Source organism: Amycolatopsis sp. NPDC004772 (assembly GCF_053601215.1).
In genome coordinates this window covers 25,853-51,263 of sequence record NZ_JBSGBK010000016.1, presented here as the reverse complement: position 1 = coordinate 51,263, position 25,411 = coordinate 25,853, and the positions used below count along the sequence as shown (strand labels likewise).

Below are 25,411 nucleotides of genomic sequence, written 5' to 3'. Positions count from 1 at the left end.
GGGAACTCCCTATTCGTAGCTGATCGAGACCTCGTCGGTGACCGGCAGCGACTGGCAGGCCAGCACGATGCCGTCCGCCATGTCCTCGGCGTCGAGGACCTCGTTGTGCAGCATCTTCACCTCACCCGAGACGATCCGGCACGCGCACGCGCTGCACTGTCCTTCGCGGCACGAGTAGGGCGCGTCCATGCCGTCTTCCAGGAGCCGGTCCAGCAACTTCCGCTGCCGCGGCCACACCATCGACCGCGTGTCCCCGTCGAGGGTCACCGTCAGCGCCGCCGGTGCTTCATCCGAAGGCTCCTCGACGACCTCGGCGGTCTCTTCGAACGGGTTCCCGGTCAGCGACGTGAACTTCTCGACGTGCACCCGCTCGCGCGGCACCCCGAGCTGCCCGAGCGCCTCGCGCACGGCCGCCATGAACGGCGCCGGCCCGCACAGGAACGCCTCGTGCGTGGTGTACGCCGAAGCCAGCCCGCGCAGCTGCGAGACGTCCGGCAGGCTCTGGACGCTCTCCAGCCAGTGGATGACGACCAGCCGGTCTCCGTACCGCTTCGCCAGCGACGCCAGTTCACCCGCGAAGATCACCGAGCGCTCGTCGCGGTTCGCGTACACCAGCACGACCCGGCCGGAACCGGTCTCCAACGCCGTCTTGAGGATGGCCATCACCGGCGTGATGCCGCTGCCGCCGGCGAACAGCAGGAAGTCCTCGTCGACCGAAGACGGGCAGAACACCCCGGCCGGCGCCAGCACGTCGACCTGCATCCCCGGTTGCAACGACGAGCAGATCCAGCCCGACCCGTACCCGCCGTCGGTCCGCTTGACCGTGACCTGCACCCGGTTCTCGTGCGGCGCGCTGGAGAGCGAATAGCACCGCGCCACCGAACCGGTCCGCTCGCTGGGGATCCGCAGAGTCAAGAACTGCCCCGCCGAGTAGGCAAAAGCGGAAGCGTGCTCGGGCGGGATCTCGAAGACCACCGACCGCGCGTCCGGCGTTTCCACGACGACGTCGGCGACGGTCAGCGTGTAGACCCGCTCAGCCATCGGCCACCACCAGCGTGCCCTCGCGCACGGCGTCGCCGATGCTGTCGGCCAGCTTCGGGCACGTGTCGAGCAGCGCCGACGGCCCGTCCGCGTCCGCGAACACCGGGCAGGTGTCGGCGGGCCGGGACGTCCACTGGATGCTCGTGTGCTGGATGCTGTTCTTCTTCACCAGCACGCACGTCCCGCAGCTGCGGCACTCGTGCGGCCGCAGCCCGCCCGACAGGAACTCGGTCTGCTCGGCGGTGGTCACACTTCCGCCTCGGTCTTCTGCCGCGCCAGGTTCTCCGCGACCTCCGCCGCCCACGCCTCGTTGGCCTTCGTCGTGTCCACTTCGAACTCGAACCGCTGGGTCATGTCCTCGGTGACGTCGGCGACGTCGACGTAGAACTGCTGGTACCACCGGCGGAGCTGGTAGACCGGACCGTCCTCTTCGCACAGCAGCGGGTTGTCGATCTGCGTCTTGTGCTTCCAGATCTCGACGTCCTGCAGGAAGCCGGCGCCGATACCGCGGGCCAGCTTCGCGGCGATCTTGTCCGCGTGCTCGTCGGAGATCCCCGGCAGCTTCTTGACCTTCATGCCGTACTGCAGCACGAACGACGTCGGCGTCACGGGGTAGTGGCAGTTGATCAGCACGCTCTCGATTTCGTAGCCCTGGAACGAGTTCACCAGCTTGTTGATCATGTACGACGGCCCGAAGTACGACGCCTCCGACCGCAGCAGGTTGTCCTCGCCGCCGTAGTTCGACGCCATGCCCATGTCCGGGCGGCCCTTGGTGTTGAGGTACTGCGTGGCGATGTGGCCTTCGAAGACGTTCTTGAAGTACGTCGGGTAGGCGTAGTGGATGTAGAAGAAGTGGGCCATGTCGACGACGTTGTCGATGATCTCGCGGCAGTTGGAGCCGTCGATGAAGATCTCGTCCCAGGTCCAGTTGCTCCACTCGTCGCTGTGGGCCGCTTCGATCCGCGGGATCGCCAGTTCCTCGGGCGGCGGGTTGCCTTCCGGGTCGTGCCAGACGAGCAGCTGCCCGTTGCGCACCTCCGACGTCCACGACCGCGTCCGCGCGCGCAGCGGAACCCGCTTGGCGTAGGGGATCGAGACGCACTTGCCCTTGCCGCTCCAGCGCCAATCGTGGAACGGGCAGGCCACCTCGTCGCCCTTGACCGTGCCCTGGGTGAGGTCGCCGCCCATGTGCCGGCAGTAGCCGTCGAGCACCTGCAGCTCGCCCGCCGAGTCCGCCCACACCACGAGTTTCGTGCCGAACGCGGTGACCGCGTGCGGTTTCCCGTCGCGGAAGTTCTCCGCCAGGCCGAGGCAGTGCCAGCCGCGGGCGAACCGGGTCGGCGGCTCACCGGCGTAGATGGTGCGTACCGAATCCTGCGTCATCGCTGCCCTCCCGTGGTCCCCTGATCTTCGTGCGCCAGCCGCGTCGCCGCAAGGTAGCCGAACACCATGGCGGGGCCGATGGTCGCGCCCGGCCCGGCGTACGTCCGGCCCATCACGGCCGCGCTGGCGTTGCCCGCGGCGAACAGCCCCGGCACGGCCGAGCCGTCCTCGCGCAGCACCTGCGCGTGTTCGTCGGTGCGCAGCCCGCCCTTGGTGCCCAGGTCGCCCGGGACGATCTTCACCGCGTAGAACGGCGCTTTGTCCAAGGGGCCGAGGCTGGGGTTGGGTTTGTTGCGCGGGTCGCCGTAGTAGTGGTCGTACTTGCTGACGCCGCGGTGGAAGTCCTCGTCGACGCCGTTGCGCGCGAAGCCGTTGAAGCGCTCGACGGTCGCCTCCAGGCCGGCCGGGGGGACGTCCATCTTCGCGGCCAGCCCGGCCAAGGTCGACGACTTCACCGCGATCCCCGCCTTGAACCAGCGGCCGGGCAGTGGCTGGCGCGGCCCGACGCCGGTGAACATGTACCGGTCCTTGTAGCGCTGGTCGAACACCAGCCAGGTCGGGATGTGCTGCCCCGGGCCGTCCCCGGGACCGTACATCGCGTGCACGGCCTCGACGTAGGGCGCCGACTCGTTGACGAACCGCTCGCCGTGCGCGTCGACCATGATGCTGCGCGGCCGCGACCGCTCGGCGAGGGCGAACCACGGTCCGCCGGTCAGTGGCAGCGACGGCCCCCACCAGGCGTCGTCCATCAGGTCGAGGGCCGCGCCGAGCTTGAGGCCGGCGGTGATGCCGTCGCCGGTGTTGGCGGCCGCGCCGACGGTCCAGTCGACGCCGATCGGTGCGCGCTGGTACTTCTCGCGCATCTCGAGGTTCCGCTCGAAGCCACCGCTGGCGAGGATCACGCCGCGCCGCGCCGCGATGACGCCGGTCTCGGTGACGACGCCGGTGACGCGGTCGTCGTCGACCTGGAGGTCGACCAGGGGGGTGTTCAGCCGGACCTCGACGCCGGCCCGGGCCAGGCCCACCCGCAGCCCGGCCGCAAGCGCTTGCCCCATGCTCAGCAGCTGCTGCCCGCGGAGTTTGCCGACGAGCCACTGCCGGCCCAGCGACAGCATCCGGAGGGCGCCGCGCGGGTGCCGGGCGAGCAGGCTCAGCCAGCGGTAGTCGGCCTGGGTGATCGGGACGCCGAGCGGGGGAGCGCTGTAGGGCGGTTCGAGGTGGGCCAGCTCGGCGCCCAGAAGCTTGCCGTCGAGGGCGACCGGCTCCACCGACCGCCCGCCGGGGCGTCCGCCGGGAGCTTCCGGGTGGTAGTCGCTGTAGTCGCGGACCCAGCGGAACTTCAGCGGGGTGTGGTCGCAGACGAACTTCAGCACCGCGGGGCCGTGGGCGAGGAACGTGTCGCGCCGGACGGCCGGGACGGCGTCCCCGACGATGGCGGCCAGGTACTCGCGCGCCTGCTCGGGTGGTTCTTCGATCCCCGCGGCGCGCAGAGCGTGGTTGCCGGGCAGCCAGACCCCGCCGCCGGAGCGTGCGGTCGAGCCGCCGAAGCAGCCGGCTTTCTCCAGGACCACTACGCTCAGGCCCTGGTGGGCCGCAGCCAGCGCGGCGGTCATCCCGGCGGCACCACTGCCGACGACGACGACGTCGAACTGCTCCGTCATGCCACCTCACCTATAACGTGTTCCACGTGATGAGTATCCAGTTGAGAGCCCCTTTCGGCCACCATAGACGAGAACGTGTTTCAGTTCTAGGGTAGCCACCATGGACGCACTCGTCGCGGACGTGGTCATCGTGGGGTTCGGGGCGGCCGGCGCCTGTGCCGCCCTCGAAGCGGCCGACGCGGGCGCCGACGTCGTCATCGTCGAGCGCTTCGCCGGCGGAGGAGCCAGCGCGGTCAGCGGTGGCGTCGTCTACGCCGGTGGCGGCACCGGTCAGCAGCTCGACGCGGGGGTCGACGACTCGGTCGACGACATGTACGCCTACCTACGCATGGAGACCGGGGACGTCGTCTCCGAGGGGACGCTGCGGCGGTTCTGCGAGGGCAGCCGCGAGATGATCACCTGGCTGGAGGGCAACGGCGTGCCGTTCGAAGGCAGCCTCTGCCCGTACAAGACGTCGTACCCGAGCGACGACCACTACCTCTACTACTCCGGCAGCGAGGCGGCCGGCGGGTTCCGCGACGCGGCGAAGCCGGCTCCGCGCGGGCACCGCGTCAAGGGGCCCGGGACGTCGGGGAAGATGCTGATGGCGCGGCTCAAGGCGGCCGTGCGCGCCCGCGGCATCCGGGTGCTGACCCAGACGACCGTCCGGAAGCTGCTCCGCGACGGCGCGGGCCGCGTCACCGGGGTCGTCGCCGAGACCCTGGGCGAGGCGCCCGCGTCGGTGCGGGCGCGCCACCAGCGTTTCGCGCAATACGCGGCCAAGCCCGGGATCTACGTCCCGTCGCTGCGCAAGTCACTGCACCGCCGGGTCGAACGCTTCGAACGAGCGCACGGCCGTGAGCTGCGGATTTCGGCCCGGCGCGGGGTCGTGCTCGCCGCCGGTGGCTTCATCGCCGACCGCGAGATGGTGCGCGAGCACGCGCCGGCCTACCGCGGCGGGCTGCCGCTGGGCACGTCCGCCGACGACGGCTCGGGCATCCGGCTCGGCGTCGAGGCCGGGGCCGCGACCGGCGAGCTCGGCCGGATCTCCGCCTGGCGGTTCATCACGCCGCCGAGCGCGTTCCTCGGCGGGATCATCGTCGACGCCGCGGGCCGGCGGGTGATCGACGAGTCCCGCTACGGCGCCGCGGTCGGCGAGAAGCTCATCGAGGACCACGGGAGCAAGGGCTGGCTGCTCGTCGACGCGCCGATCGTCGCCGAGGCGCGGCGGGACACGAAGGCGCAGAGCCAGTGGTTCCAGGCGCTGCAGCTGCGGTACCTGCTGCGGCGCGGCCGGGTCACCGGGACGACGGTCGAGGAGGTGGCGCGCCGGGCCGGCGTCGACCCGCAGGGGCTGCGCGCGAGCGTCGAGGGCTACCACGGCGACCGCGATCCGGTGGGCAAGCCGACCGAGTTCGTGCGGCGCCTGGACAACCCGCCGTACTCGCTGATCGACATCTCGGTGCGGCCCAACCTCGGGTACCCGACGCCGATGCTCACCCTCGGCGGGCTCGTCGTCGACGAGGACACCGGCGCGGTGCGGAACACGGCGGGGGCGCCGATCCCCGGCCTGTACGCCGCCGGGCGCACCGCCGTGGGAATCTGTTCCAGGTCCTACGTGAGCGGCCTGTCCCTGGCCGACTGCGTGTTTTCCGGCCGTAGAGCGGGGATCAACAGTGCCCTGGCGCAGGGTGTTCTCGACAAAAACGAGAACGTGTTCTAGTCTTGGGACAGTGAAGACCAGAGAGGAACTGCGCATGAGCGAGCAGGTGATCGCCGGGGTCCGGGACCTCCTGCCGGTCCTGCGGGAACGGGCCCAGGACGCCGAGGACGCGCGCTGCGTCCCCGAGGAGTCCGTCAAGGCCCTGCAGGAGACCGGGTTCTTCAAGCTGCTGCAGCCGAAGCTCCACGGGGGCTTCGAAGCCGACCCGGTGAGCTTCTACACCGCGGTCAAGCTGATCGCGAGCGCGTGCGGGTCCACCGGCTGGGTCGCCTCCATCCTCGGCGTCCACCCGTGGCACGTGGCGCTGTTCGACGCCCAGGCGCAGCAGGAGGTCTGGGGCGAGGACCAGGACGTGCGGATCTCCTCGTCGTACGCGCCGATGGGCAAGGCCGAGGTCGTCGAGGGCGGCTACCGGCTCACGGGCCGGTGGAGCTTCTCCTCCGGGTCCGACCACTGCACGTGGGTGCTGCTCGGGGGACCCGCGTTCAAGGATGGCAAGCCGGTCGACTTCTGCACCTACCTGCTGCCCATCGCCGACTACTCCATTGTGGACGTCTGGGACACGATCGGCCTGCGCGGCACCGGCTCGAACGACATCGTCGTCGAGGACGTCTTCGTCCCGCAGCACCGGGCGCTGAGCTTCATCGCGACGTCGAAGTGCAAAGTGCCGGGCCAGGCCGTCAACCCCGGCCCGCTCTACCGGCTCCCGTACGGTTCGGTGCACCCGACCACGATCACCGCACCGATCATCGGCATGGCCCAGGGTGCCTACGACGCGCACGTCGAGCACCAGCGCAAGCGCGTCCGGGCCGCCTACGCCGGCGAGCAGTCCAAAGAGGACCCGTTCGCCAAGGTGCGGATCGCCGAAGCGGCCAGCGAGATCGACGCCGCCTGGCTGCAACTGACCCGCAACATCGAAGAGCTGTACGAACTCGCCAAGCGCGAGGAGCGGATGCCCGTGGACCTGCGGCTGCGCGTCCGGCGCGACCAGGTCCGCGGCACCGAACGCGCGATCGCCGCGATCGACCGGCTCTTCGAGAACTCCGGCGGCCGCGCGATCCAGCGGGGAACGCCGATCCAGCGCTTCTGGCGCGACGCGCACGCCGGCCGCGTCCACGCGGCGAACGACGCCGAGCGCGCGTACGTCATGTACGGCACCGGCGCCTTCGGGCTCCCCGTCGAGAACGCGATGTACTGATGGCCGCACCCGAAGGCAAGTACGTCCAGGCCGGCTCGCTCAAGCTGCACTACCACGAAGCCGGCGCCGAGCACGCCGAGACGGTGATCCTGCTGCACGGCGGCGGCCCCGGCGCGTCGGCGTGGAGCAACTTCGGGCGCAACCTGCCGGAGTTCGCCAAGCACTACCGGACGATCGCAGTCGACCAGCCCGGCTTCGGACGCTCGGACAAGCCGACCGAGCACCCGCAGTACTTCCGGCACAGCGCGAACGCCGTCCTCGGCCTGATGGACGCGCTCGGCATCGAACGCGCCCACTTCGTCGGCAACTCCCTCGGCGGGGGAGCGGCGGTCCGCTTCGCGCTGAACCACGGCAAGCGCGCCGGGCGGCTGGTGCTGATGGGGCCCGGCGGGCTGAGCGTCAACCTGTTCGCGCCCGACCCGACGGAGGGGGTCAAGAACCTCGGGCGGTTCGCGGCCAAGCCGTCGCGCGAACGCATGGAAGCCTTCCTGCGCATCATGGTCCACGACCAGGCGCTCGTCACCGACGAGCTGATCGACGAACGCTTCGCCGCCGCGAACACCCCGGAATCCCTGGCCGCGATGCGCGCGATGGGGATGTCGTTCGCGCAACCCGACACCTACGAAGAGGGCCTGCTCTGGCGCGAAGCCCACCGCCTGCGCCAGCGCGTCCTCCTGATCTGGGGACGCGAGGACCGCGTCAACCCGCTCGACGGCGCCTTGGTCGCGTTGAAAACCATCCCGCGCGCGCAGCTGCACGTGTTCGGCGGCTGCGGGCACTGGGCCCAGCTGGAGAAGTTCGACGAGTTCAACCGGCTGGCCCTCGACTTCCTCGGGAGTTCCTGATGGGCATCCGGTCACTGGGCTACCTCCGCATCGAGGCCACCGACATGGCGGCCTGGCGCGAGTACGGCCTCAAGGTGCTCGGCATGGTCGAAGGCAGCGGCACGAATCCGGACGCGCTCTACCTGCGCATGGACGACTTCCCCGCGCGGCTGGTGATTTCGCCGGGTTCCGCCGATCGCCTGGCCGTCACCGGCTGGGAGGTCGCGCACGCGGGAGAGCTCGACGAGCTCCGGTCGCGGTTGGACAGTGCGTCGGTGCCGTACAAGGAGGGCGCGCCCGACGAGCTGGCCGACCGCCGCGTCGACGAGCTGATCAGCTTCGACGACCCGTCCGGCAACACCCAGGAGGTGTTCCACGGCGTCGCGCTGCAGCACCGGCGCGTGGTGAGCCCGTACGGCCACAAGTTCGTCACCGGCGAGCAGGGCCTCGGGCACGTCGTTCTGTCCACAAAGGACGACGAGGCGTCGCTGCGGTTCTACCGGGACGTCCTCGGCTTCCGGCTGCGCGACTCGATGCGCCTGCCGCCGCAGCTGGTCGGCCGGCCCGCCGACGGGCCGCCCGCGTGGCTGCGGTTCTTCGGCTGCAACCCGCGTCACCACAGCCTGGCGTTCCTGCCGATGCCGACGCCGAGCGGGATCGTGCACCTGATGGTCGAGGTGGAGAACACCGACGACGTCGGCCTGTGCCTCGACCGCGCGATCCGGCGCAAGGTGCCGATGTCGGCCACCCTCGGCCGGCACGTCAACGACCTGATGCTGTCGTTCTACATGAAGACGCCGGGCGGTTTCGACGTCGAGTTCGGCTGCGAAGGCCGTCAGGTCGACGACGACAACTGGATCGCCCGCGAGAGCACCGCGGTGTCGCTGTGGGGCCACGACTTCTCGGTCGGCGCGCGGCCCCCGGGCGCATGACGTCCGTGGCGGTCGACCAGACCGAGTTCCGGAGCGTGCTCGGGCACTTCTGCACGGGCGTCACGGTCGTCACCGGCCGTGACGGCGACACCCTGGCCGGGTTCGCCTGCCAGTCGTTCGCGGCGCTGTCGCTGGACCCGCCGCTGGTGCTGTTCTGCCCGGCCCGGACGTCGCGGACGTGGCCGGTGCTCGCGGCGGCGGGCCGGTTCGCGGTCAACGTGCTGGCCGAGGACCAGCAGGAGATCAGCGCGGTGTTCGGCGCCCGCGGCGAGGACAAGTTCGCCCGGTTCCCGTGGACACCGGCGCCGTCGGGGGCCCCGCTGCTCGACGGCGCGCTGACCTGGATCGACTGCGCCCTGGAGGCCGTGCACGAGGCCGGTGACCACTACGTCGTGATCGGCCGGGTGACGGCACTGGGCGCGGCGTCGGAGGCCCGCCCGCTGCTGTTCCACCGCGGCCGGTACGCGGTCACCGAACCGGCCCGGGACGCGCTCGCGGCCATGCTGCCCTGGCCCCGCCCCGACGACTGGCTGTGACCGGCGGGCGCGACCGGGTGGTTGTGCACGGTTTCACAGGTGGGCCGCATCCCATTCGCAAGAGAAAGCCGAGCCTCGGCGCGCACACTGTTACCGAGAAGACACCTTCCCGGGAGGAGTGAGTCGCGCATGCGTGGGCCCAGCGGACGGATCGCCCGGTTCGGGCGCCGGGTACGCCCCGGTCGCAACCCCCTGGCCCGGGCGGGCGACCGCGTCGAAGCCCTCCTGCTGCTCCTGGCCGTGGCCGGCGCGCTGCTCGCGATCCCGATCGCGGCGGCGTTCGGGTCCGAGACGTACGCGGCGCAGAACGCGCGCGCCGCGGAGGAACGCACCACGCGCCACCCCGCAACGGCGGTCTCCCTCGCGGCGGCGTCCAACCAGCCGTACAGCACCGACGGCGCCGGCGCCCCGGCCGCGCAGACGTCGGTCCCGGCGGCCTGGTTCGACGCCCGCGGCACCCGCCACACCGGCGACGTCCTGGCCGACCCGGGCAGCCCGGCGGGCACCCGCGTCGCGATCTGGCTGGACCAGCGCGGCGAGCTGGCGGCCGAACCCCTGTCGGCGTCCACCTCGGCGGCCGCCGGCGTGTTCGCGGCGATCCTGCTGTGGACGGCGATCACCGGAGCCCTGGTGGGTTTGTACGCGACCGCCCGGTTCGTCCTGATCCGCTTCCACGCGGCGGCGTGGGACCGGGCATGGTCGCAAGCCCGCCACGACAGCCGGTTCTGACTCACTTCCAGCGGAAGTGCACGAACACCCTGCCGAAGTTGTCCTTGTCCTTCTCGACCCGGTGGTAGAGCGCCTTGACGTCCTTGCGCTCGAGGAACCGCAGGACGTGCTTCTTCAGCTGCCCCGAGCCCTTCCCGGGGATGATCTCGACGAGCGGCGCCTTCTTGGCCACGGCCTCGTCGATGATCGCCTTGAGCGCCCGGTCGATCTCACCGCCGCGGTTGTAGATGTCGTGCAGATCCAGCTTGAGCTTCACACGCCCTCCCGGCCCCACCGACGTGCGCCAACGGCCGGCACACGTGATCCCCGCGCCGGCACGCGTGATTGACGGGTCGACACGGCAGGTCCGGGCCGTGTCGACCCTCTGATCACGCGTGTCGGCTGCCGGGTCACAGCGCTTGCCACCAGCCGTCGACCGCCGGGGGTGCCGCCGTGTCGATGCGCTCGCCCGGGCGGGGGATGGCCAGCGGGAGCTCGGCCTCCTTGGCCTCGCTCCACACGCGGTCGGCCGGCTCGCCCCACGGGTGCATCGCCAGCTGGAACGTCGCCCAGTGCACCGGGACCAGCAGCTTCGCCCGGACGTCGAGGCCCGCCGCCACGCCTTCCTCCGGGGTCATGTGGATGTCCGGCCACTGCGGGGCGTACGCGCCGATCTGGATCAGGGCCGCGTCGAACGGGCCGTGCTCGGCGCCGATCGCCGCGAACCCGTCGAAGTAGCCCGTGTCGCCGCTGTAGAACACCCGGTGCGCCGGGCCGAGCAGCGCCCACGACGTCCACAGCGTGTCGTCGTTCGTGATGCCGCGGCCGGAGAAGTGCTGGGCCGGCGTGGCGATGAAGCGGACACCCGCCACCGTCGCCTCTTCGTTCCAGTCGAGCTCGATGATGCGGGCAGCCGGCACGTGCCAGCGCTCGAGGTGCGCGCCCACGCCGAGCGGGACGAGGAACGGCGCTTCGGACGACGTCACCAGTGCGCGGACCGTCGCCAGGTCGAGGTGGTCGTAGTGGTCGTGCGAGATCACGACGGCGTCGATCCGGCCGAGCCCGGACAGCGGGACCGGCGGCTCGTGCAGCCGCCGCGGGCCGGCGAACGCGGCGGGGGAGACGCGGTCGCTCCACACCGGGTCGAGCAGCACGCGGGCGCCGTCGAGCTCGACCAGCGTCGAGGCGTGGCCGTACCAGGTCAGGTGCAGCCCGCTCGCCGACTCCACCGGCCCGGCCGTCACCAGCGGGACCGCGCCGGCCGGTTTGCGCAGCTCACGGTGCTCGCCGAAGAACATCTCGCGGAAGATGGTCCGCATCGACGCCGCGGTCATCGGGTGCCGCGGCGCCGCGTTGCGGAACACCTTGCCGTCGAACTGCGGCGAGGAGCGGACCCGCTCGGCCCGCGCACCGGTGGCCTTCGCGCCGAACGCCGCGGGTAAGTCGCGCAGCGCAGCGATCGTCTTCCTCATGCGGTCGAGTCTACGAACGGTTCCTGAGAGGGGCCCCAGCTTCATACAGGTGGGTGAGGGCCTGCCGGTAGGACTCGGCCAGGCTCGTCTGCAGGTAGGGAACGCCCAGCTCGGCGCAGTAGGCCTGGACGATCGGCTGCGCCCGCCGCAGGTGCGGCGACGGCATGCTCGGGAACAGGTGGTGCTCGATCTGGTAGTTGAGCCCGCCGAGGGCGACGTCGGTGACGAGCCCGCCGCGGACGTTGCGCGAGGTCAGCACCTGCTTGCGGAGGAAGTCCAGCTCGGTGCGCCCGGTCAGCGTCGGCATGCCCTTGTGGTTCGGCGCGAAGATCGATCCCATGTAGACACCCCACAGTCCCTGGTGGACGGCGAAGAACAGCAGCGCCATGCCGGGGCTGAGCACGGTGAACAGCGCGCTGAAGTAGAGGACGAAGTGCGCGGCGAGCAAGACGGCTTCGACCTTGCGGTGGCGCAGTCCCGGCTTGCGGACCGCGCGGATGCCGGACCAGTGCAGGTTGAGGCATTCGAGGGTGAGCAGCGGGAAGAACAGGAACGCCTGGTACCGCCCGATGAACCGGGGGACACCGCGGCTGGCGCGCGCCTGGTCCTTCGACCACACGAGGATGTCCGGATCGACGTCGGGGTCGAGCTCCTCGTGGTTCGGGTTGGCGTGGTGGCGGGTGTGCTTGTCCATCCACCAGCCGTAGCTCATCCCGATCCCGAGGTTCCCGGCGAGCATCCCGGCGACTTCGGTGGGCCGCCGCCGCCGGAAGACCTGCTTGTGCGCGAGATCGTGCGAGAGCAGGGCTACCTGCCCGAACATGACGGCCAGGAAGGCCGCGACGCCGAGCTGCCACCAGGAGTTCCCGAGCAGCGCGAAGGCCACCCACCCGCCGGCGAACAACCCGGCGACGAGCGCGATCCGGGCGGTGTAGTAGCCAGGCCGCCGGGCCATCAGCCCGGCGGCGGAGATGCGGTGGCTCAGCCGGGCGAAGTCGCTGCCGACGCTGTTCTCGGTGGTGGTCACCCACCCGAGTCTTCGCGTCCGCGGGCGGTGCCGGAATGCGGTGCGCTCGAAGGACTTTCCGGGGGCCAGCCCTACCGCCCACGCTGGTATACAAGCGCCCCAATGTGGCGTTGGTTGCGTCAGATGCGCCCAATGTGGCGTTCGGTGCGTCTGACGCACCGAACGCCACATTGGGGCGCTTGGGTCAGGACCCGACGTACTCCGCGAGGTGCTTCCCCGTCAGCGTCTTCTTCCGCGCCTTCACCAGCTGCGCCGGCGTTCCCTCGAACACGACCTTCCCGCCGTCGTGACCCGCTCCGGGGCCGAGGTCGATCAGCCAGTCCGCGTGGGCCATCACCGCCTGGTGGTGCTCGATGACGATCACCGACTTGCCCGCGTCCACCAGCCGGTCCAGCAGGCCCAGCAGCTGCTCGACGTCCGCCAGGTGCAGGCCCGCCGTCGGCTCGTCGAGGATGTACACCCCGCCCTGCTCCGCCATGTGCGTCGCCAGCTTGATGCGCTGGCGCTCGCCGCCGGACAGCGTCGTCAGGGGCTGGCCCAACGTCAGATAGCCGAGGCCGACGTCGGACAGGTGCGTCAGGATCTTGTGCGCCGCCGGCAGGGCGGCGTCGCCGGACGCGAAGAACTCGTGAGCCGACGCCACCGACATGCCGAGGACCTCGCTGATGTCGCGGCCGCCGAAGGTGTACTCCAGCACATCGCCGTTGAACCGCTTGCCCTCGCACACCTCGCAGGGCGTCGCCGTGCTCGCCATGATCCCCAGGTCCGTGTAGACCACGCCCGCGCCGTTGCAGTTCGGGCACGCGCCTTCGGAATTCGCGCTGAACAACGCCGGCTTGACGCCGTTGGCCTTGGCGAACGCCTTGCGGATCGGCTCCAGCAGGCCCGTGTACGTCGCCGGGTTGCTCCGGCGCGAGCCGCGGATGCCCGTCTGGTCGACCGTCACCACGCCCTCGCCGCCGGACACCGAGCCGTGGATCAGCGAGCTCTTGCCCGAGCCCGCCACCCCGGTCACCACCACCAGCACGCCGAGCGGGATGTCGACGTCGACGTCCTGAAGGTTGTGCGTCGACGCCCCGCGCACCTCCAGGACACCCGACGGCGAACGCACCGACGACTTCAGCGACGCGCGGTCGTCCAGGTGCCGCCCGGTCAGCGTGCCGCTCTTGCGCAGACCGTCCACAGTGCCTTCGAAGACGATCTCGCCGCCGTCGGTGCCGGCGCGCGGGCCGAGGTCGACGACGTGGTCGGCGATGGCGATCGCCTCCGGCTTGTGCTCGACGACCAGCACCGTGTTGCCCTTGTCGCGCAGCTGCAGCAGCAGGTCGTTCATGCGCCGGATGTCGTGCGGGTGCAGGCCGATCGTCGGCTCGTCGAAGACGTAGGTGACGTCGGTCAGCGACGACCCGAGGTGGCGGATCATCTTGGTGCGCTGGGCTTCCCCGCCCGACAGCGTCCCGGATGGACGGTCCAGCGAGAGGTAGCCGAGGCCGATCTCGACGAACGAGTCGAGCGTGTGCTTCAGCGCGTCCAGCAGCGGCGCCACCGACGGCTCGGACAGCTTCGCGACCCACGCGGCGAGATCGCTGATCTGCATCGCGCACACGTCGGCGATGCTGAGCCCGTCGATCTTCGACGAGCGCGCCTCGGCCGAAAGCCGGGTGCCGTCGCAGTCCGGGCAGGTCTGGAACGTCACGGCTCGCTCGACGAACGCGCGGATGTGCGGCTGCATCGCGTCGACGTCCTTGGACAGGAAGGACTTCTGGATCGCCGGCACCAGCCCCGAGTAGGTCAGGTTGATGCCCTCGACCTTGATCTTCGTCGGTTCCTTGTACACCAGGTCGTTGAACTGCTTCTTGGTGTACTTCTTGATCGGCTTGTCCGGGTCGAAGAAGCCGGAGCCGCGGAAGATGCGGCCGTACCAGCCTTCCATGCTGTAGCCCGGGATGGTGATCGCGCCCTCGTTGAGCGACTTGTTCTCGTCGAACAGCGCGGTCAGGTCGATGTCGTTGACCTTGCCGCGGCCCTCGCAGCGCGGGCACATGCCGCCGGTGATGCTGAAGCTGCGCCGCTCCTTGATCTGCCGGCCGCCCTTTTCGATGGTGACCGCGCCGGCGCCGCTGATCGAAGCGACGTTGAACGAAAACGCCTGCGGCGAACCGATGTGCGGCGTCCCGAGCCGGCTGAAGAGGATGCGCAGCATCGCGTTCGCGTCGGTGGCGGTGCCGACGGTGGAGTGCGGGTTGGCGCCCATCCGCTCCTGGTCGACGATGATCGCGGTGGTGATCCCGTCGAGCACGTCGACGTCGGGTCTGGCCAGCGTCGGCATGAACCCCTGCACGAAGGTGCTGTAGGTCTCGTTGATCAGCCGCTGCGACTCGGCGGCGATCGTGCTGAACACCAGGGAGCTCTTGCCGGAGCCGGAGACCCCGGTGAACACCGTCAGCCGCCGCTTGGGCAGCTCGACGCTGACGTCCTTGAGGTTGTTCACGCGCGCGCCGTGGACGCGGATCAGGTCGTGGCTGTCGGCCACGTGCGGTGCGTTCCTCGTGGGCTTGCTCATCGGGCTCTCCAGCGTTCGGGTCGGTCAGCGTGCTTGTTGGATGCGGACGAGGTTTCCGGCGGGGTCGCGGAAGGAGCAGTCGCGGATGCCCCAGGGCTGGTCGGTCGGCTCCTGGACGACCTCGGCGTCACCGGCCTGCACCCGCTCGAAGGTGCCGTCCAGGTCGTCGGTGGCCAGGTTGACCGCGGCGAAGCTGCCCTTGGCCATCAGGTCCGTGATGGTCCGGCGTTCGTCGTCGGTCAGGTCCGCGTAGGCGGCGCCCGCCGGCTGCAGCACGAGCGAGGTGTCGGGCTGACCGGGCGGGCCGATCGTGAGCCAGTGCTGGCCGCCGTAGCCGACGTCGTTGCGCACTTCGAACCCGAGGGTGTCGCGGTAAAAGGCCAGCGAAGCTTCGTGGTCGTGGTGGGGGAGGAAGGTCTGGTGAATGGTGAGGTTCATGGGAATCACGCTACTTTCGGGCGTGCTGCCCGGGCTTCTCGATTCCTGATCGCTTCGGCGGCCCGCCGGTAATCGTGCGGGGAAAGGCCGTAGGCGTCCTGGAAACGGCGGACGAACAATGCCACGGGCAGGCCCGCGATGTGCGCGAGGGCATCGAGGTCGAGTGGCCGCGCGAATTCGGTGTCGATGCGGTCGCGGACGCGGCGCAACAGCGTCAGTTCACGCAGGTGGTTTTCGGCGGCGGCTTTCAGGCCGAGGCACATGTCGGGTTCCCTTCGTGGACGCGCCCGAGCACCGCCCGGGCCGCGATCGGGAGCAGCAGGAGGGTCAGCACGCCGGAGAGCACGAGCCCGCCCGTGCTGCCGGTCAGTTCGATCAGGGGCCCGCCCAGGGCGAGCCCGAGCGGGGCGGCCACCGTCGCGCCGGTCGTCCAGAGCGTGACGACCTGCTGCTGTTCTGCGGGGGCGAGCCCGGACTGCAGGAAGCTGTAGGCGACCGGCGTGAACGGCGCGTACACCAGGCCGCCGAGGGCGAAGATCAGCAGGGCCACGGTGAGGTCACCGGTGCCGGCGAGCGCGATCGGGCACAGCGCCCACAGCCCGATGATCGCGACCAGCAGCGGCCGCTGCGGCAGGTTCCGCAGCCGGCTGACGAGCGCGGCGCCGGCGAACGCGCCGGCCCCGAGCGCACCCCACAGCGTCCCCAGACCGGACGCGCCGGCGTGCAGCGTCCCGCTCACGTACAGCGGGAGCGCCACTTCGACCGGCATGTACAGGAAGTTGAAGAAGAACTCGACCACCAGCAGCCGCGCGGCGACCGGGCGGCGGCGCAGGATCCGCCAGCCCGACTCGTGGGTGCCTTCGTCGCGCAGCGCGTCCCGGTCCCCGGCCTCGCGGGGGACGCAGGCCAGCAGGATCAACGCACCGGCGGCGTCGACGAAGAGCGCGTATCCGGCACCGGTGGTGGCCACGAGGACCCCGCCGAGCACCGGCCCGGCGATGTAGAGCGCGAACGTCGTGTTCAGGCCGAGCAGGCCGTTAACCGAGAACCGGCCGGCCTCGCCCGCGGCCGACGTCGCCAGCAGGCGGCGGCTGCTCGACCCGGCCAGCCGGAAGGTGGCGCCGAAGAGCAGGCCGGCGGCCAGCACCGGCAGGGTGAGCCGGCCGGTGACGGCCAGCACGCCGAGGACGGCGAAGGTGGCCGACCGCAGCACGCAGTCGGCGACGAGCAGCGTGCGCGGCCGGAGGCGGACCCGGCCGAGGCCGATGGCCAGGGCCAGCACGGTGGACAGGACGAACGGCGCGGCCTCCACGACCCCGATGGCGATCGCTTTCGGGACGTCGCCGTGCAGCGAGAGCGTCTGCACGGGCATGGCCACCAGAAGCATGCCGGTGCCGATGTTGGCGAGCAGGTCGCCCAGCAGGAGCCCGGCGATCCGCCAGTCGCGCAGTACCTCGCGGTAGCCGGGCGCCGTCGTGGTCAGCGCAGTTCCTGGATGCGCAGGAGGTTGCCGGCCGGGTCGCGGAAGGAGCAGTCGCGGATGCCGTAGGGCTGGTCGACCGGCTCCTGGACGACCTCGGCGCCGCCGGCCTCGAGCTTGGCGAACAGCGCGTCGAGGTCCTTGGTGGCGAGGTTGGCACCGGCGTAGGTGCCCTTGGCCATCATCTCGTTGATCATGCGGCGTTCGTCGTCGGTCAGGCCGGGCGTCGCGGCCACCGGCGTCAGGACGATCGCGGTGTCGGGCTGGTTCGGCGGGCCGACGGTGATCCACTGCTGGTCGCCGTACTTGACGTTCTGGCGGACCTCGAAGCCGAGGAGGTCGCGGTAGAAGGCGAGCGAGGCTTCCGGGTCGGTGTGCGGGAGGAAGCTCGAGTGAATGGTGACGTCCATGGTCGTCACCCTAGGTGGCCGCCGACGGCCGCGCTTCTCGATTCCTGATCGGTCTGGTGACCTGTTTGGCGACGCACGGCGGCATCCCGACGGTGGCCTCGGCCTGCTCCTCGCGGTAGACGCTCGGAGGCATCCCGACCAGCTCGGCGAACCGGGTGCTGAAGGTCCCGAGCGACGAGAAGCCGACGGTGAAGCACACCTCCGTGACGCTCAGCTCGCCCTTCCGCAGCAGGGCCATCGCCCGTTCGATGCGGCGCGTCATGAGGTACGAATACGGTGACTCACCGTAGGCGCGCCGGAACTGCCGGCTGAGGTGCCCGGCCGACATGTTCACGCCCCGCGCCAGCGCCTCGACGTCGAGCGGCTGCGCGTACTCCCGGTCGATCCGGTCCCGGACGCGCCGCAGCAGCGCAAGGTCCCGCAGGTACTGGGCCGAGGAGCTGGTCACCCTTGGATCCTGCCATATGAGACGAGCCGGGCGGACCGGTTTCAGGTCGTCCATCCAAGTACGCGTGTGGTCCGTTCGCGCGCGGCATCCGGCGTGCTCGAAGGCGGAACTTGCGTGATTGGAGGCGGATCTCGCGTGATTGGAGGCGGAACTTGCGTGATTGGAGGCGGATCTCGCGTGATTGGGCGCGGATCTCGCGTGATCGAGGGGACGACATGCGTATCCCGATGGACGACCGGGTGGAGCCGTCCCGGGGGTTCCCGTGCCCCCGGGACGGCCGTGCACCGGTGCTGCACGACCGTGGCGTTGGTTCCGGCGGCATACCCGTCCGCCGGACCGGATCGTCACGGCCCGTGCGCCCCGGCGGAGTGACCCGCCGCGGCGCTCGACCCCGGGCCCCGCCCGGTGCGCCGGAAGAAGGCCACCCCGGGGGCGTCGGGTTCCCTCGGGATGGCCCTCTCCTGGCCCGCCGGGCGCTCGTGTCCTTCACCAACGCGAGGCGGGCAGGGGGACGTCTGGGGCCGGCCACCACACCACCCAGCCGCGGAGGGAGTGTGGTGGCCGGCAAGGGACGGTGGCCGCCGCGCGCAGCCCCGCCCCGGCTTCTCTACCTCCCCATCGGGATGGCCATGGTCGGCAACGCGGCGCCGGGCTGGGCGGCGAACGCCGTGGTCGGCGGGGCCGGCAGGGCCTGCGCGGGGAACGCCGTCGTCGGGATGTCGTTGGCGAACTCGCTCTCGAACTCGCGCTCGAAGGCCTGGTGGTCGAAGCCGCTGTCGAACTCCGGCGGCACGTCGGCGGCCAGCGCGGCGAGCGCCGGCTCGACCGTCGGGACCTCCGCCACCGGAGCAGCGGGCGCGGGCTCCGGCTCGGGCACGTAGTCGGGCGCGGGCAGCCGGCGGTCGAGCTCGGCCATCCAATCCAGCATCGCCCGCGGCTTGTCCCAGCAGGAGATGCCGACGAGCTGCCCGTCGCGGACGAAGCCGGTGATGCCGTCCGCCAGCGACACCGTGTCCTCGGCCAGCGACGGCATCCCGCACATCTGCAGCCGCGTGTCGTACAGCGTCGACCAGGCGCGGGGGAGCGGGGTGAACGGGATGGCGCTGGAGTGGCCCATCAGCAGGTTGTCCGCCGCGTGCCGGGCCGACTCGACGGCGTTGATCCAGTGCTCGACCCGCCGCGGGGTCTCGTCGAAGCGCAGGTTCGGCCAGCGCGCGATGTCCCCGGCGATGACGACGTCGGACGCGCCCTCGGCGAACAGCTTCGAGTCGCAGAGGACGCCGTCGCTGATGTCCAGGCCCGAGCCGCGCATCCAGTCCACCGACGGGACGCTGCCGATGGCCAGCACGACGACGCTGGCGACCAGCAGCTGGTTGTTCGTCAGGTGCAGCCCGACGGTGTCCTTCGTGCTGATCCAGTGCCGGACCTCGCTGCGCATCGCCAGGTTCGCGCGGTGTTCGTGGTGCGCCTCGACGATGCCGCTGGAGACGCGGTCGCCGAAGCGGTGCAGCGGCGCCTTCGCGTGCCCGATCAGGGTGACGTCCCGGCCGATGTGCCGCATGCTCGCGGCGAACTCGTTGCCGATCAGGCCGGCGCCGATCACGACGGCCGGCTTCTTGCTGGCGTTGAGGCAGCGCCGCACCGCCATCGAATCCTCGACCGTGCGCAGGATCCGCACCCGCGGGTCGTGCCGCGGCGCTCCGGGCAGGTGCCGCGGGTAGACGCCGGTCGCGGCGATCAGGCCGTCGTACCAGAGGGATTCGCCGCCGGGCAGGTGCACGACCCGCTCGGTGGTGTCCAGGTGCGTGACCCGCGCGCCGAGGCGCCAGTGGACGTCGAGGTCCGGCAGGTAGTGCGAAAGGCCCACGTCGCTGGGCCGTTCGGTCCCCATCACCAGCGCCTTGGACACCATCGGGCGGTGGTAGGGCCGCCGGGCCTCGTCGCCGATCAGGACGATCTCGCCGTCGAACTTCTGTTCCCGCAGGCGTTCCGCGGCACGCAGCCCGGCGACGCCCGCACCGACGATGACGATCCGGTCGCCGTCAGCCATCGAGGTCCCCTCTCATCACGACCGCCTGCATCGGGCAGCAGCGGGCGGCCATCTTCGCCTGTTCCATGGTGGTTTCGTCCAGCAGCCGCGTGTGGAAGCGCAGGCGGCCGTCCTGGCCGAGGTCGAACACGTCCGGCGCCTCCATGGCGCAGATGCCGTAGAGCTCGCACCGGTCGTTGTCGACGCTGATCCGGGGCCCGTTGCCGGGCAGACGGAAGGGCATGTCAGGCCACCTGCTCTTCCACGAGGCCGATCCGCTCGAGCGTCCGGGCCGGCATGAACCGCAGCATCGACACCGTCACGGCCGGCACGAGCAGCGTGATGCCGCCCAGCCAGGTCACCGAGAGGTGGCCGTTGGCGATGGCGCCGAACCAGGAGTGGATCGCGATGAGCCCGACCGCCGGGTAGGCGCAGCGGTGCAGCCACAGCCAGCGCCGGTAGGACGTGAAGCGCTGCAGGCCCGCCGTCAGGAAGATGGCGAACATGACCTCGAAGCCGACGATGCCCGCGATGTGGCGTGCTTCCTGGCCGGAACCGAACGGGATGAACATGTAGCCGAAGCTGTACGGCTGGACCGTCAGGTAGGTGAAGCCCAGTGCGTGCACCGCGCCGAAGATGATCGTCGCGGTGGCCAGCACCATGTGCGTGCTGCGCAGGCCCTTCCGGCCGGTGACCGAGCGGATCCAGCCCGTCGCGGTGAGCACGCCCCAGGTCAGCGTCAGCATCGCGGCCCCGTAGGACGTCCGGGCGGCGAACGCGGCCAGGCCGCGGGCGGCCGGGTCGGTCTTCGGCTGGAACTGCTGGGTGAGGAAGATCGTCGCGTCGTGCCAGGTCTCAACCATGGCTACCCCCGGTTCTCGCGGTGGCGGGCCGGGACGACGCCCGGCCGCGGCCACGGTTGCTCTTGACCTGCCGCAGCACGTAGAACAGGCCACCGCCGAGCAGCAGGAACAGGGCTCCCACCACGGCGATCTGAGACGGGTCGAGGCCGAGCTGGATGCCGGTGGGCGCCGCCGTGGTGGAGACCGAGGGGGCGGGCAGCGCGGTGTAGTCGACCATCCCGGTGCTCTCGAGCATCGTCATGTGCCGCATCACGGCCTGGTTGCCGACGGTCGCGAAGGCCCGCACGTCGTCGTTGCGGGTACCGGCCCGCAGCTGCGCCAGGACGTTGAACACCGCGCCGTGCGCCGCGCGCAGCCGGTTGGCGAAGACGCGGTCGAACTCCGGGCCGGGGGAGGCGGCCATCTCTTCGGCGAGCCAGCCGCGCTGTTCGTCCGAAGGCTGGTCGGGGACCGGCGAGTTCAGCTTCTGCGAGAGGGCGCGGGTCGCCACGTCGAGGCGGCCGTGGTCCATCATGATCGCGAAGCCGACCTTCTGGACGATCGGGCTGCCCTTCTCCATCGCCATCATGCCCGACGGCATCTCCCACAGACCGGCCTGGCGGACCTTGGTCAGCAGCACCGCGTCGGTGTCGGAGATCGCGGTGCTCTGGGCGAGGGAGGTCGAGCCCGGGGCCAGCAGCGCCAGCACCAGGGCCACGACGAAGAGGATCCGGACCAGCGGCCGGGAGCGCTCGAAGACCGACGAGGGTTCGTGGTCGAACCCGGCGAGCTCAGACGCCGAACGCATTTTGCCTCCACTCGTCCTGGGTGAGGGTGATCTTCTTGCCGTCCGGCGCGATTGGGTACCACGCCTGGTCGGCGCCCTGGCCGGAGGTGTCGGCCGGCTCCTGGTCGCCGGTGAAGTGGTACAGCGGCCAGCCGGCGAGGGTGAGCTGCTGGCTGCCGTCGTCGCGGGTGATCTGCCCGATCAGCGACTGGTCGACGTCGATGGGCGGCAGGTTGCCACCGGCCTTGACCGGGATCCACTTGGCCGCGCACGCGTCGGTGCAGTTCGACCGCGAGGGGTTGGGGGTGTCCCGGTCGTACCGGTAGATGGTGTACCCGGTCCCGTCGACGAGCAGGAGCCCGAGGTCGAACGTCTTCGCCGCCCTGATCTGGCTCTTCGCGGGGTTGTTCGGGTCGGCGGTGATGCCCTGCGGCATCGGCAGGACGACCTGCCCCTGCTGCATGCCGGGCATCTGCATCCCGGCGGCGCCGCCGGCCGCGTAACCGCCACCCGAGGTGGTGGCCGCGCCGGCGGTACAGGCGGTGAGCAAGGCGAGTGCGGTGAGGCACACGGCGGCGGGGACCACCGGGCGGGGAATGCGGATCACTGCTCCTCCGTGGGGCATGACTACGCGCTGTTGCCGGTAGTGCAACGGAAAAGGGCGCGAAAGATCCACAGTGGACATTCGGTCCGGAGTGGATGCGGAGCGTTGCGGGGGACAACGCCTGGTCGGGGTCTTCGGTAGGGGATACGGACACGGTCCGGAAACGGTTCAAAAAAGTTTTGCCCCCGGTTTGCGGGCCCGAAGTACTGGACGTAGGCCGTCCGGCCCACCAGGATGTCCCGCGTGGGACGGCACACCCGAGCGCTCAGATCCATCGGAGATCAGGAGGCCGTCGTCGAGTCCGGCGACGGTTCCGACGATCTGGCGAAGGCGCTCTACCAGGAGTTCGGCGGGTCCCTCATGGCGTTCGCACTGCGGCTGACCGGCCACGACCGGCAGTGGGCCGAGGACGTCGTGCAGGAGACCCTGATCAAGGCGTGGCGGAACGCCGACAAGCTCGACCGCCAGCCCGAGATGCTGCGTGCCTGGTTGTTCACGGTGGCCCGGCGGATCGTCATCGACGGCTGGCGCAGCCGCAGTGTCCGGCCCCAGGAGCTCGAGGAGATCGAATCCGACGCGATCGCGGTCTCCGACGAATCGGACCGGACGCTCGCCGCGATGATCGTCTACGAGGCGCTGCAGGGTCTTTCGCCCGAGCAGCGGGAGGCCATCCAGCAGACCTACCTGCGCGATCGGACCGTGAACGAGGTCGCGGCCACCCTCGGCGTGCCCCCGGGCACCGTGAAGTCCCGCATCCACCACGCCGTCCGCGCGCTGCGCCGGGCCTTGCGCGAGCGGGGGTGAACTGAGCGTGGCCGGATCACCGCACACCGACGTCGCCGCCTACGTGCTCGGCGTCCTCAGCGAGGCCGAGAACACCCAGTTCGAAGCCCACCTGATGAACTGCCCGCACTGCCAGCTCGACCTGATCGAGCTCTACCAGCTGCCGGACGTCCTCGACCTGGTGAAGCGCAGCTGGCCGGAGCCCCCGATGCCCGCGCCGAGCCCACGCACCCTGTCGCCGGGCCCCCGCGTGCTGCGCGGCCTGATGGAAGAGGCCGCCGTCAAGCGCCGCCGCCGTCGCCGGATCGGCATCCTGGCCGGTGCCGCGGCCGCGGCCGCCGTGATCGCCGGTCCGCTGGTGACCCTCGCGGTCCGGCCGGCCGACGCCGTCCCGCCCGCTTCCCTCGCCGCTCCGAGCAACAAGCAGCCCCCGCCGGCGACGAGCGTCCCGGCGACGTCCACCGCCCCGCCCGGGGGCGCCGAGGGCCAGCCCGGCGGCGGCCAGACCTACGGCCGCGGCAGCGGCGGGTCCGCGGTCAGCGCCCTGGTCACCGTTTCGCCGGTGGAGTGGGGCAGTCGCGTCGAGCTCGAGCTGCGCGGCATCGTCGGGCCGGTGAAGTGCCAGCTGGTCGCCGTCCCGGCCACCGGGACCGAGCGCGTCGTCTCGAGCTGGTCGGTGCCGCCCAAGGGGTTCGGCATCCCCGGCTCGCCCGAACCGCTGCGGTTGCAGGGTTCGGTCTCCCTGGCGATGGACCAGATCAGCCGGTTCGAGGTGCGCGGCGAAGACGGCACCGTCCTCGTCGTCGTCCAGCGCTGAATCTCTTTCTTTTCGGTGAAACCCCATGACCTGGGTGAATGCTGCCCGGTTGCGTTCTCGTAGATAACGAACAGATAACGGACCGGTCGCTTTTGAACCTCGCGGCGCCGAGGTCCGTATCCCCCAATGCATCCCCCGATGCATCCCGACAGCCGGAACCGCAAGCATCCCCACCCGGGTTCCGTGCGATCTCGAGCTCAATCAACGGTAGTTCTTGCCCGGGCTGCCGCGCTCACCGGCGCGCGCCCGGAAAAACGAACGAGGTGAACTAGTCTATGGCCCGGAATTCTCGGTCCCCCGTGACGGGCAAGCACCGCGTTGCCCGCCGAACCAAGATCGCGATGGGTGCGATCGGCTTGGCGATCGCCGTCGGCGCACTCGCCGTCGCGGTCAGCACGGGCCGCACGGGCGAAGCCAGCGCGGACCCGGCGGACCCGTCGTTCTTCATCGACATCAACAAGGTTCCCGCCGGCAGCAACGTGAACGCGGCCTTGAAGCAGAAGGGTGCCAAGGGTTCCTTCACCGTCGACTGTGGAACGAACGCGGACGGGTCGCACCACAACCCGGACAACTTCATCGCGCAGCCCGGGATCAAGAACGGCGCCCAGCACCTGCACGACTACGTCGGCAATGTGACGACGGACGCCGATTCGAGCCTCAAGAGCCTGCTCGCCGGCGACACCACCTGCAAGAACGGTGACCAGTCGGCGTACTTCTGGCCGGTCATCCGCGTCGACCGCGAAGACGAGGCGACCAACAAGGGCAAGAACGAGAAGGCCAAGCAACAGCAGCAGGGCAAGACGGGCGACGTCCAGCAGGACAAGAGCGGGCAGGACGCCAAGGACGCGCAGGACCAGAACCAGCGCGAGCGCCGCGGTCAGGGCGGCGGGCGGACCGGGCTGAGCGCCCAGCAGCAGGGTGACCAGAACGACGGTCAGCAGCAGGACCGGCAGCAGCGTCGTCAGCAGAACGACCAGCAGCAGAACGACCAGCAGCAGGACCAGAACAACGACCAGCAGGACCGGAACGGCCAGCAGCAGAACAAGAACCAGCAGAACCAGAACCAGAACCAGAACCAGAACCAGCAGGACCAGAACAAGGACCAGGGGCAGCAGCAGGAGGAGCTCGGCGGTCCGCAGGGCGCGAACGAAGAGGTCGGCGACAACGACGGCGAGATCATCGAGCCGGAGTCCGCGACGCTGAAGTTCATCGGCGGGGGCGCGCAGAACGTCGTCGCGATGCCGCTCGGCCTGAAGATCCTCTACGGTGACGCCAAGCAGAGCACCAACGGCCCGAAGAACGCCCGGCCCAGCTGGACGTGCACCGGGTTCGAGGACCGGCTGACCGACAAGTACCCGATCTGCCCGCAGGGCAGCAAGGTCGAGCGGATCCACGCCTTCCCGAACTGCTGGGACGGCAAGAACACCGACAGCGCGGACCACCGCAGCCACATCGTGTTCGCCGACCAGCAGGGCAAGTGCCCGCAGGGCTTCAAGAACGTGCCCCAGCTGCAGGTGACCCTGGTGTACGACGTGCCGCAGGACGTCCAGCAGAACAAGCAGTACAAAGTGGACGCTTTCGCGCAGGAAGAGCACAACCCGCGGTCCGACCACGACGACTTCTCGAACGTGATGAGCAAGCAGATCATGGGCCGCCTGGTCAACTGCATCAACTCCGGCAAGGTCTGCGCCGAATAACACCCTTCTGGAGAGGGAAGGAGAACTTC

27 protein-coding genes are annotated in these 25,411 nt (G+C 70.4%); 9 read left to right on the top strand and 18 right to left on the bottom strand.

Annotation, left to right across the window (positions count from 1 at the left end; translation table 11 throughout):
• Positions 1 to 9: 9 nt before the first annotated feature.
• From ACWEF6_RS13180 to kstD, 4 genes are read right to left on the bottom strand one after another with little or no spacing between them, the layout of a single operon-like run.
• Positions 10 to 1,041, bottom strand: a complete 1,032-nt coding sequence (locus ACWEF6_RS13180; RefSeq protein ID WP_449683127.1) for a 2Fe-2S iron-sulfur cluster-binding protein — start codon at positions 1,039 to 1,041, stop codon at positions 10 to 12.
• The gene (locus ACWEF6_RS13175) at positions 1,034 to 1,291 is read right to left on the bottom strand and encodes a hypothetical protein (protein ID WP_449683126.1); all 258 of its coding nucleotides are present in this window, start codon (positions 1,289 to 1,291) and stop codon (positions 1,034 to 1,036) included. The genes ACWEF6_RS13180 and ACWEF6_RS13175 overlap by 8 nt, the downstream gene beginning before the upstream one ends.
• Entirely contained in the window at positions 1,288 to 2,424 is a 1,137-nt protein-coding gene (locus ACWEF6_RS13170) for a Rieske 2Fe-2S domain-containing protein (RefSeq protein WP_449683125.1), read from the bottom strand. Before ACWEF6_RS13170 ends, ACWEF6_RS13175 begins: the two co-directional genes overlap by 4 nt.
• Positions 2,421 to 4,085: a 3-oxosteroid 1-dehydrogenase gene (kstD, locus tag ACWEF6_RS13165; RefSeq protein ID WP_449683124.1), complete on the bottom strand. Its 1,665-nt coding sequence runs from the start codon at positions 4,083 to 4,085 to the stop codon at positions 2,421 to 2,423. The genes ACWEF6_RS13170 and kstD overlap by 4 nt, the downstream gene beginning before the upstream one ends.
• A gap of 100 nt (positions 4,086 to 4,185) precedes the next feature.
• On the opposite strand from kstD, the gene ACWEF6_RS13160 reads away from it, so the two are divergent.
• The 6 genes from ACWEF6_RS13160 to ACWEF6_RS13135 all read left to right on the top strand — a co-directional run bounded on the left by ACWEF6_RS13160 (position 4,186) and on the right by ACWEF6_RS13135 (position 10,006).
• Positions 4,186 to 5,787, top strand: a complete 1,602-nt coding sequence (locus ACWEF6_RS13160) for an FAD-binding protein (RefSeq protein ID WP_449683123.1) — start codon at positions 4,186 to 4,188, stop codon at positions 5,785 to 5,787.
• Between the two features lie 34 nt (positions 5,788 to 5,821).
• The gene (hsaA, locus tag ACWEF6_RS13155) at positions 5,822 to 6,985 is read left to right on the top strand and encodes a 3-hydroxy-9,10-secoandrosta-1,3,5(10)-triene-9,17-dione monooxygenase oxygenase subunit (protein ID WP_449683186.1); all 1,164 of its coding nucleotides are present in this window, start codon (positions 5,822 to 5,824) and stop codon (positions 6,983 to 6,985) included.
• The gene (gene hsaD, locus ACWEF6_RS13150; protein ID WP_449683122.1) at positions 6,985 to 7,830 is read left to right on the top strand and encodes a 4,5:9,10-diseco-3-hydroxy-5,9,17-trioxoandrosta-1(10),2-diene-4-oate hydrolase; all 846 of its coding nucleotides are present in this window, start codon (positions 6,985 to 6,987) and stop codon (positions 7,828 to 7,830) included. The genes hsaA and hsaD overlap by 1 nt, the downstream gene beginning before the upstream one ends.
• Complete coding sequence (gene hsaC, locus ACWEF6_RS13145; protein WP_449683121.1) at positions 7,830 to 8,741, top strand: iron-dependent extradiol dioxygenase HsaC; 912 nt, start codon at positions 7,830 to 7,832, stop codon at positions 8,739 to 8,741. The genes hsaD and hsaC overlap by 1 nt, the downstream gene beginning before the upstream one ends.
• Positions 8,738 to 9,277 (top strand): 3-hydroxy-9,10-secoandrosta-1,3,5(10)-triene-9,17-dione monooxygenase reductase subunit, encoded by a 540-nt coding sequence (gene hsaB / locus ACWEF6_RS13140; RefSeq protein WP_449683120.1) that lies wholly within the window; start codon positions 8,738 to 8,740, stop codon positions 9,275 to 9,277. The genes hsaC and hsaB overlap by 4 nt, the downstream gene beginning before the upstream one ends.
• Positions 9,278 to 9,406: 129 nt before the next feature.
• Complete coding sequence (locus tag ACWEF6_RS13135) at positions 9,407 to 10,006, top strand: Rv1733c family protein (protein ID WP_449683119.1); 600 nt, start codon at positions 9,407 to 9,409, stop codon at positions 10,004 to 10,006.
• A gap of 1 nt (position 10,007) precedes the next feature.
• Here the strand turns inward: ACWEF6_RS13135 and ACWEF6_RS13130 are convergent, their stop codons facing one another.
• The 14 genes from ACWEF6_RS13130 to ACWEF6_RS13065 form a co-directional block, all read right to left on the bottom strand.
• Positions 10,008 to 10,262, bottom strand: a complete 255-nt coding sequence (locus tag ACWEF6_RS13130) for a Smr/MutS family protein (RefSeq protein ID WP_086675002.1) — start codon at positions 10,260 to 10,262, stop codon at positions 10,008 to 10,010.
• A gap of 133 nt (positions 10,263 to 10,395) precedes the next feature.
• On the bottom strand, positions 10,396 to 11,457 hold the full coding sequence (locus ACWEF6_RS13125; protein WP_449683118.1) for an MBL fold metallo-hydrolase: 1,062 nt from the start codon (positions 11,455 to 11,457) through the stop codon (positions 10,396 to 10,398).
• Between the two features lie 10 nt (positions 11,458 to 11,467).
• Positions 11,468 to 12,484, bottom strand: a complete 1,017-nt coding sequence (locus ACWEF6_RS13120; RefSeq protein WP_449683117.1) for a fatty acid desaturase family protein — start codon at positions 12,482 to 12,484, stop codon at positions 11,468 to 11,470.
• 184 nt (positions 12,485 to 12,668) lie between these two features.
• Positions 12,669 to 15,047: an ATP-binding cassette domain-containing protein gene (locus ACWEF6_RS13115; RefSeq protein ID WP_449683116.1), complete on the bottom strand. Its 2,379-nt coding sequence runs from the start codon at positions 15,045 to 15,047 to the stop codon at positions 12,669 to 12,671.
• A 24-nt stretch (positions 15,048 to 15,071) separates the two neighbouring features.
• Positions 15,072 to 15,485 carry a VOC family protein gene (locus tag ACWEF6_RS13110; RefSeq protein ID WP_449683115.1) on the bottom strand — a complete coding sequence of 138 codons (414 nt, stop codon included), beginning with the start codon at positions 15,483 to 15,485 and terminating at the stop codon, positions 15,072 to 15,074.
• 5 nt (positions 15,486 to 15,490) lie between these two features.
• Positions 15,491 to 15,748: an AraC family transcriptional regulator gene (locus ACWEF6_RS13105; RefSeq protein ID WP_449683114.1), complete on the bottom strand. Its 258-nt coding sequence runs from the start codon at positions 15,746 to 15,748 to the stop codon at positions 15,491 to 15,493.
• Entirely contained in the window at positions 15,733 to 16,896 is a 1,164-nt protein-coding gene (locus ACWEF6_RS13100; protein WP_449683185.1) for an MFS transporter, read from the bottom strand. The genes ACWEF6_RS13105 and ACWEF6_RS13100 overlap by 16 nt, the downstream gene beginning before the upstream one ends.
• Before the next feature lie 68 nt (positions 16,897 to 16,964).
• Positions 16,965 to 17,375 (bottom strand): VOC family protein, encoded by a 411-nt coding sequence (locus ACWEF6_RS13095; RefSeq protein WP_449683113.1) that lies wholly within the window; start codon positions 17,373 to 17,375, stop codon positions 16,965 to 16,967.
• 10 nt (positions 17,376 to 17,385) lie between these two features.
• Positions 17,386 to 17,877 (bottom strand): helix-turn-helix transcriptional regulator, encoded by a 492-nt coding sequence (locus ACWEF6_RS13090; RefSeq protein ID WP_449683112.1) that lies wholly within the window; start codon positions 17,875 to 17,877, stop codon positions 17,386 to 17,388.
• Between the two features lie 553 nt (positions 17,878 to 18,430).
• On the bottom strand, positions 18,431 to 19,873 hold the full coding sequence (locus ACWEF6_RS13085) for an NAD(P)/FAD-dependent oxidoreductase (protein ID WP_449683111.1): 1,443 nt from the start codon (positions 19,871 to 19,873) through the stop codon (positions 18,431 to 18,433).
• A complete protein-coding gene (locus ACWEF6_RS13080) occupies positions 19,866 to 20,096 on the bottom strand; it encodes a ferredoxin (protein WP_310974825.1) in 231 nt (76 codons plus the stop codon). Before ACWEF6_RS13080 ends, ACWEF6_RS13085 begins: the two co-directional genes overlap by 8 nt.
• 1 nt (position 20,097) lies before the next feature.
• Complete coding sequence (locus tag ACWEF6_RS13075) at positions 20,098 to 20,715, bottom strand: ferric reductase-like transmembrane domain-containing protein (protein ID WP_449683110.1); 618 nt, start codon at positions 20,713 to 20,715, stop codon at positions 20,098 to 20,100.
• Positions 20,708 to 21,502, bottom strand: a complete 795-nt coding sequence (locus tag ACWEF6_RS13070) for a DUF4142 domain-containing protein (protein ID WP_449683109.1) — start codon at positions 21,500 to 21,502, stop codon at positions 20,708 to 20,710. The genes ACWEF6_RS13075 and ACWEF6_RS13070 overlap by 8 nt, the downstream gene beginning before the upstream one ends.
• Positions 21,486 to 22,088, bottom strand: coding sequence for a COG4315 family predicted lipoprotein (locus ACWEF6_RS13065; RefSeq protein WP_449683108.1), 603 nt, complete (start codon positions 22,086 to 22,088; stop codon positions 21,486 to 21,488). Before ACWEF6_RS13065 ends, ACWEF6_RS13070 begins: the two co-directional genes overlap by 17 nt.
• 240 nt (positions 22,089 to 22,328) lie before the next feature.
• Here ACWEF6_RS13065 and ACWEF6_RS13060 point away from each other — a divergent pair, with 240 nt between their 5' ends.
• The 3 genes from ACWEF6_RS13060 to ACWEF6_RS13050 all read left to right on the top strand — a co-directional run bounded on the left by ACWEF6_RS13060 (position 22,329) and on the right by ACWEF6_RS13050 (position 25,382).
• Positions 22,329 to 22,889: a sigma-70 family RNA polymerase sigma factor gene (locus ACWEF6_RS13060; RefSeq protein ID WP_086849750.1), complete on the top strand. Its 561-nt coding sequence runs from the start codon at positions 22,329 to 22,331 to the stop codon at positions 22,887 to 22,889.
• A 7-nt stretch (positions 22,890 to 22,896) separates the two neighbouring features.
• Positions 22,897 to 23,685 (top strand): zf-HC2 domain-containing protein, encoded by a 789-nt coding sequence (locus tag ACWEF6_RS13055; RefSeq protein WP_310974829.1) that lies wholly within the window; start codon positions 22,897 to 22,899, stop codon positions 23,683 to 23,685.
• Between the two features lie 275 nt (positions 23,686 to 23,960).
• The gene (locus ACWEF6_RS13050; RefSeq protein WP_449683107.1) at positions 23,961 to 25,382 is read left to right on the top strand and encodes a DUF1996 domain-containing protein; all 1,422 of its coding nucleotides are present in this window, start codon (positions 23,961 to 23,963) and stop codon (positions 25,380 to 25,382) included.
• The last annotated feature ends 29 nt before the right edge of the window (positions 25,383 to 25,411 follow it).

What these genes read in the sequence shown, in the direction of transcription:
- ACWEF6_RS13170 (WP_449683125.1), bottom strand. Translation starts at nt 2,424, where the DNA reads ATGACGCAGGATTCGGTACGCACCATCTACGCCGGTGAGCCGCCGACC.
- ACWEF6_RS13115 (WP_449683116.1), bottom strand. Translation starts at nt 15,047, where the DNA reads ATGAGCAAGCCCACGAGGAACGCACCGCACGTGGCCGACAGCCACGAC.
- ACWEF6_RS13110 (WP_449683115.1), bottom strand. Translation starts at nt 15,485, where the DNA reads ATGAACCTCACCATTCACCAGACCTTCCTCCCCCACCACGACCACGAA.
- ACWEF6_RS13125 (WP_449683118.1), bottom strand. Translation starts at nt 11,457, where the DNA reads ATGAGGAAGACGATCGCTGCGCTGCGCGACTTACCCGCGGCGTTCGGC.
- ACWEF6_RS13090 (WP_449683112.1), bottom strand. Translation starts at nt 17,877, where the DNA reads ATGGACGACCTGAAACCGGTCCGCCCGGCTCGTCTCATATGGCAGGAT.
- ACWEF6_RS13070 (WP_449683109.1), bottom strand. Translation starts at nt 21,502, where the DNA reads ATGCGTTCGGCGTCTGAGCTCGCCGGGTTCGACCACGAACCCTCGTCG.
- ACWEF6_RS13135 (WP_449683119.1), top strand. Translation starts at nt 9,407, where the DNA reads ATGCGTGGGCCCAGCGGACGGATCGCCCGGTTCGGGCGCCGGGTACGC.
- hsaA (WP_449683186.1), top strand. Translation starts at nt 5,822, where the DNA reads ATGAGCGAGCAGGTGATCGCCGGGGTCCGGGACCTCCTGCCGGTCCTG.
- hsaB (WP_449683120.1), top strand. Translation starts at nt 8,738, where the DNA reads ATGACGTCCGTGGCGGTCGACCAGACCGAGTTCCGGAGCGTGCTCGGG.
- hsaD (WP_449683122.1), top strand. Translation starts at nt 6,985, where the DNA reads ATGGCCGCACCCGAAGGCAAGTACGTCCAGGCCGGCTCGCTCAAGCTG.
- ACWEF6_RS13050 (WP_449683107.1), top strand. Translation starts at nt 23,961, where the DNA reads ATGGCCCGGAATTCTCGGTCCCCCGTGACGGGCAAGCACCGCGTTGCC.
- hsaC (WP_449683121.1), top strand. Translation starts at nt 7,830, where the DNA reads ATGGGCATCCGGTCACTGGGCTACCTCCGCATCGAGGCCACCGACATG.
- ACWEF6_RS13180 (WP_449683127.1), bottom strand. Translation starts at nt 1,041, where the DNA reads ATGGCTGAGCGGGTCTACACGCTGACCGTCGCCGACGTCGTCGTGGAA.
- kstD (WP_449683124.1), bottom strand. Translation starts at nt 4,085, where the DNA reads ATGACGGAGCAGTTCGACGTCGTCGTCGTCGGCAGTGGTGCCGCCGGG.
- ACWEF6_RS13160 (WP_449683123.1), top strand. Translation starts at nt 4,186, where the DNA reads ATGGACGCACTCGTCGCGGACGTGGTCATCGTGGGGTTCGGGGCGGCC.
- ACWEF6_RS13080 (WP_310974825.1), bottom strand. Translation starts at nt 20,096, where the DNA reads ATGCCCTTCCGTCTGCCCGGCAACGGGCCCCGGATCAGCGTCGACAAC.
- ACWEF6_RS13105 (WP_449683114.1), bottom strand. Translation starts at nt 15,748, where the DNA reads ATGTGCCTCGGCCTGAAAGCCGCCGCCGAAAACCACCTGCGTGAACTG.
- ACWEF6_RS13075 (WP_449683110.1), bottom strand. Translation starts at nt 20,715, where the DNA reads ATGGTTGAGACCTGGCACGACGCGACGATCTTCCTCACCCAGCAGTTC.
- ACWEF6_RS13095 (WP_449683113.1), bottom strand. Translation starts at nt 17,375, where the DNA reads ATGGACGTCACCATTCACTCGAGCTTCCTCCCGCACACCGACCCGGAA.
- ACWEF6_RS13085 (WP_449683111.1), bottom strand. Translation starts at nt 19,873, where the DNA reads ATGGCTGACGGCGACCGGATCGTCATCGTCGGTGCGGGCGTCGCCGGG.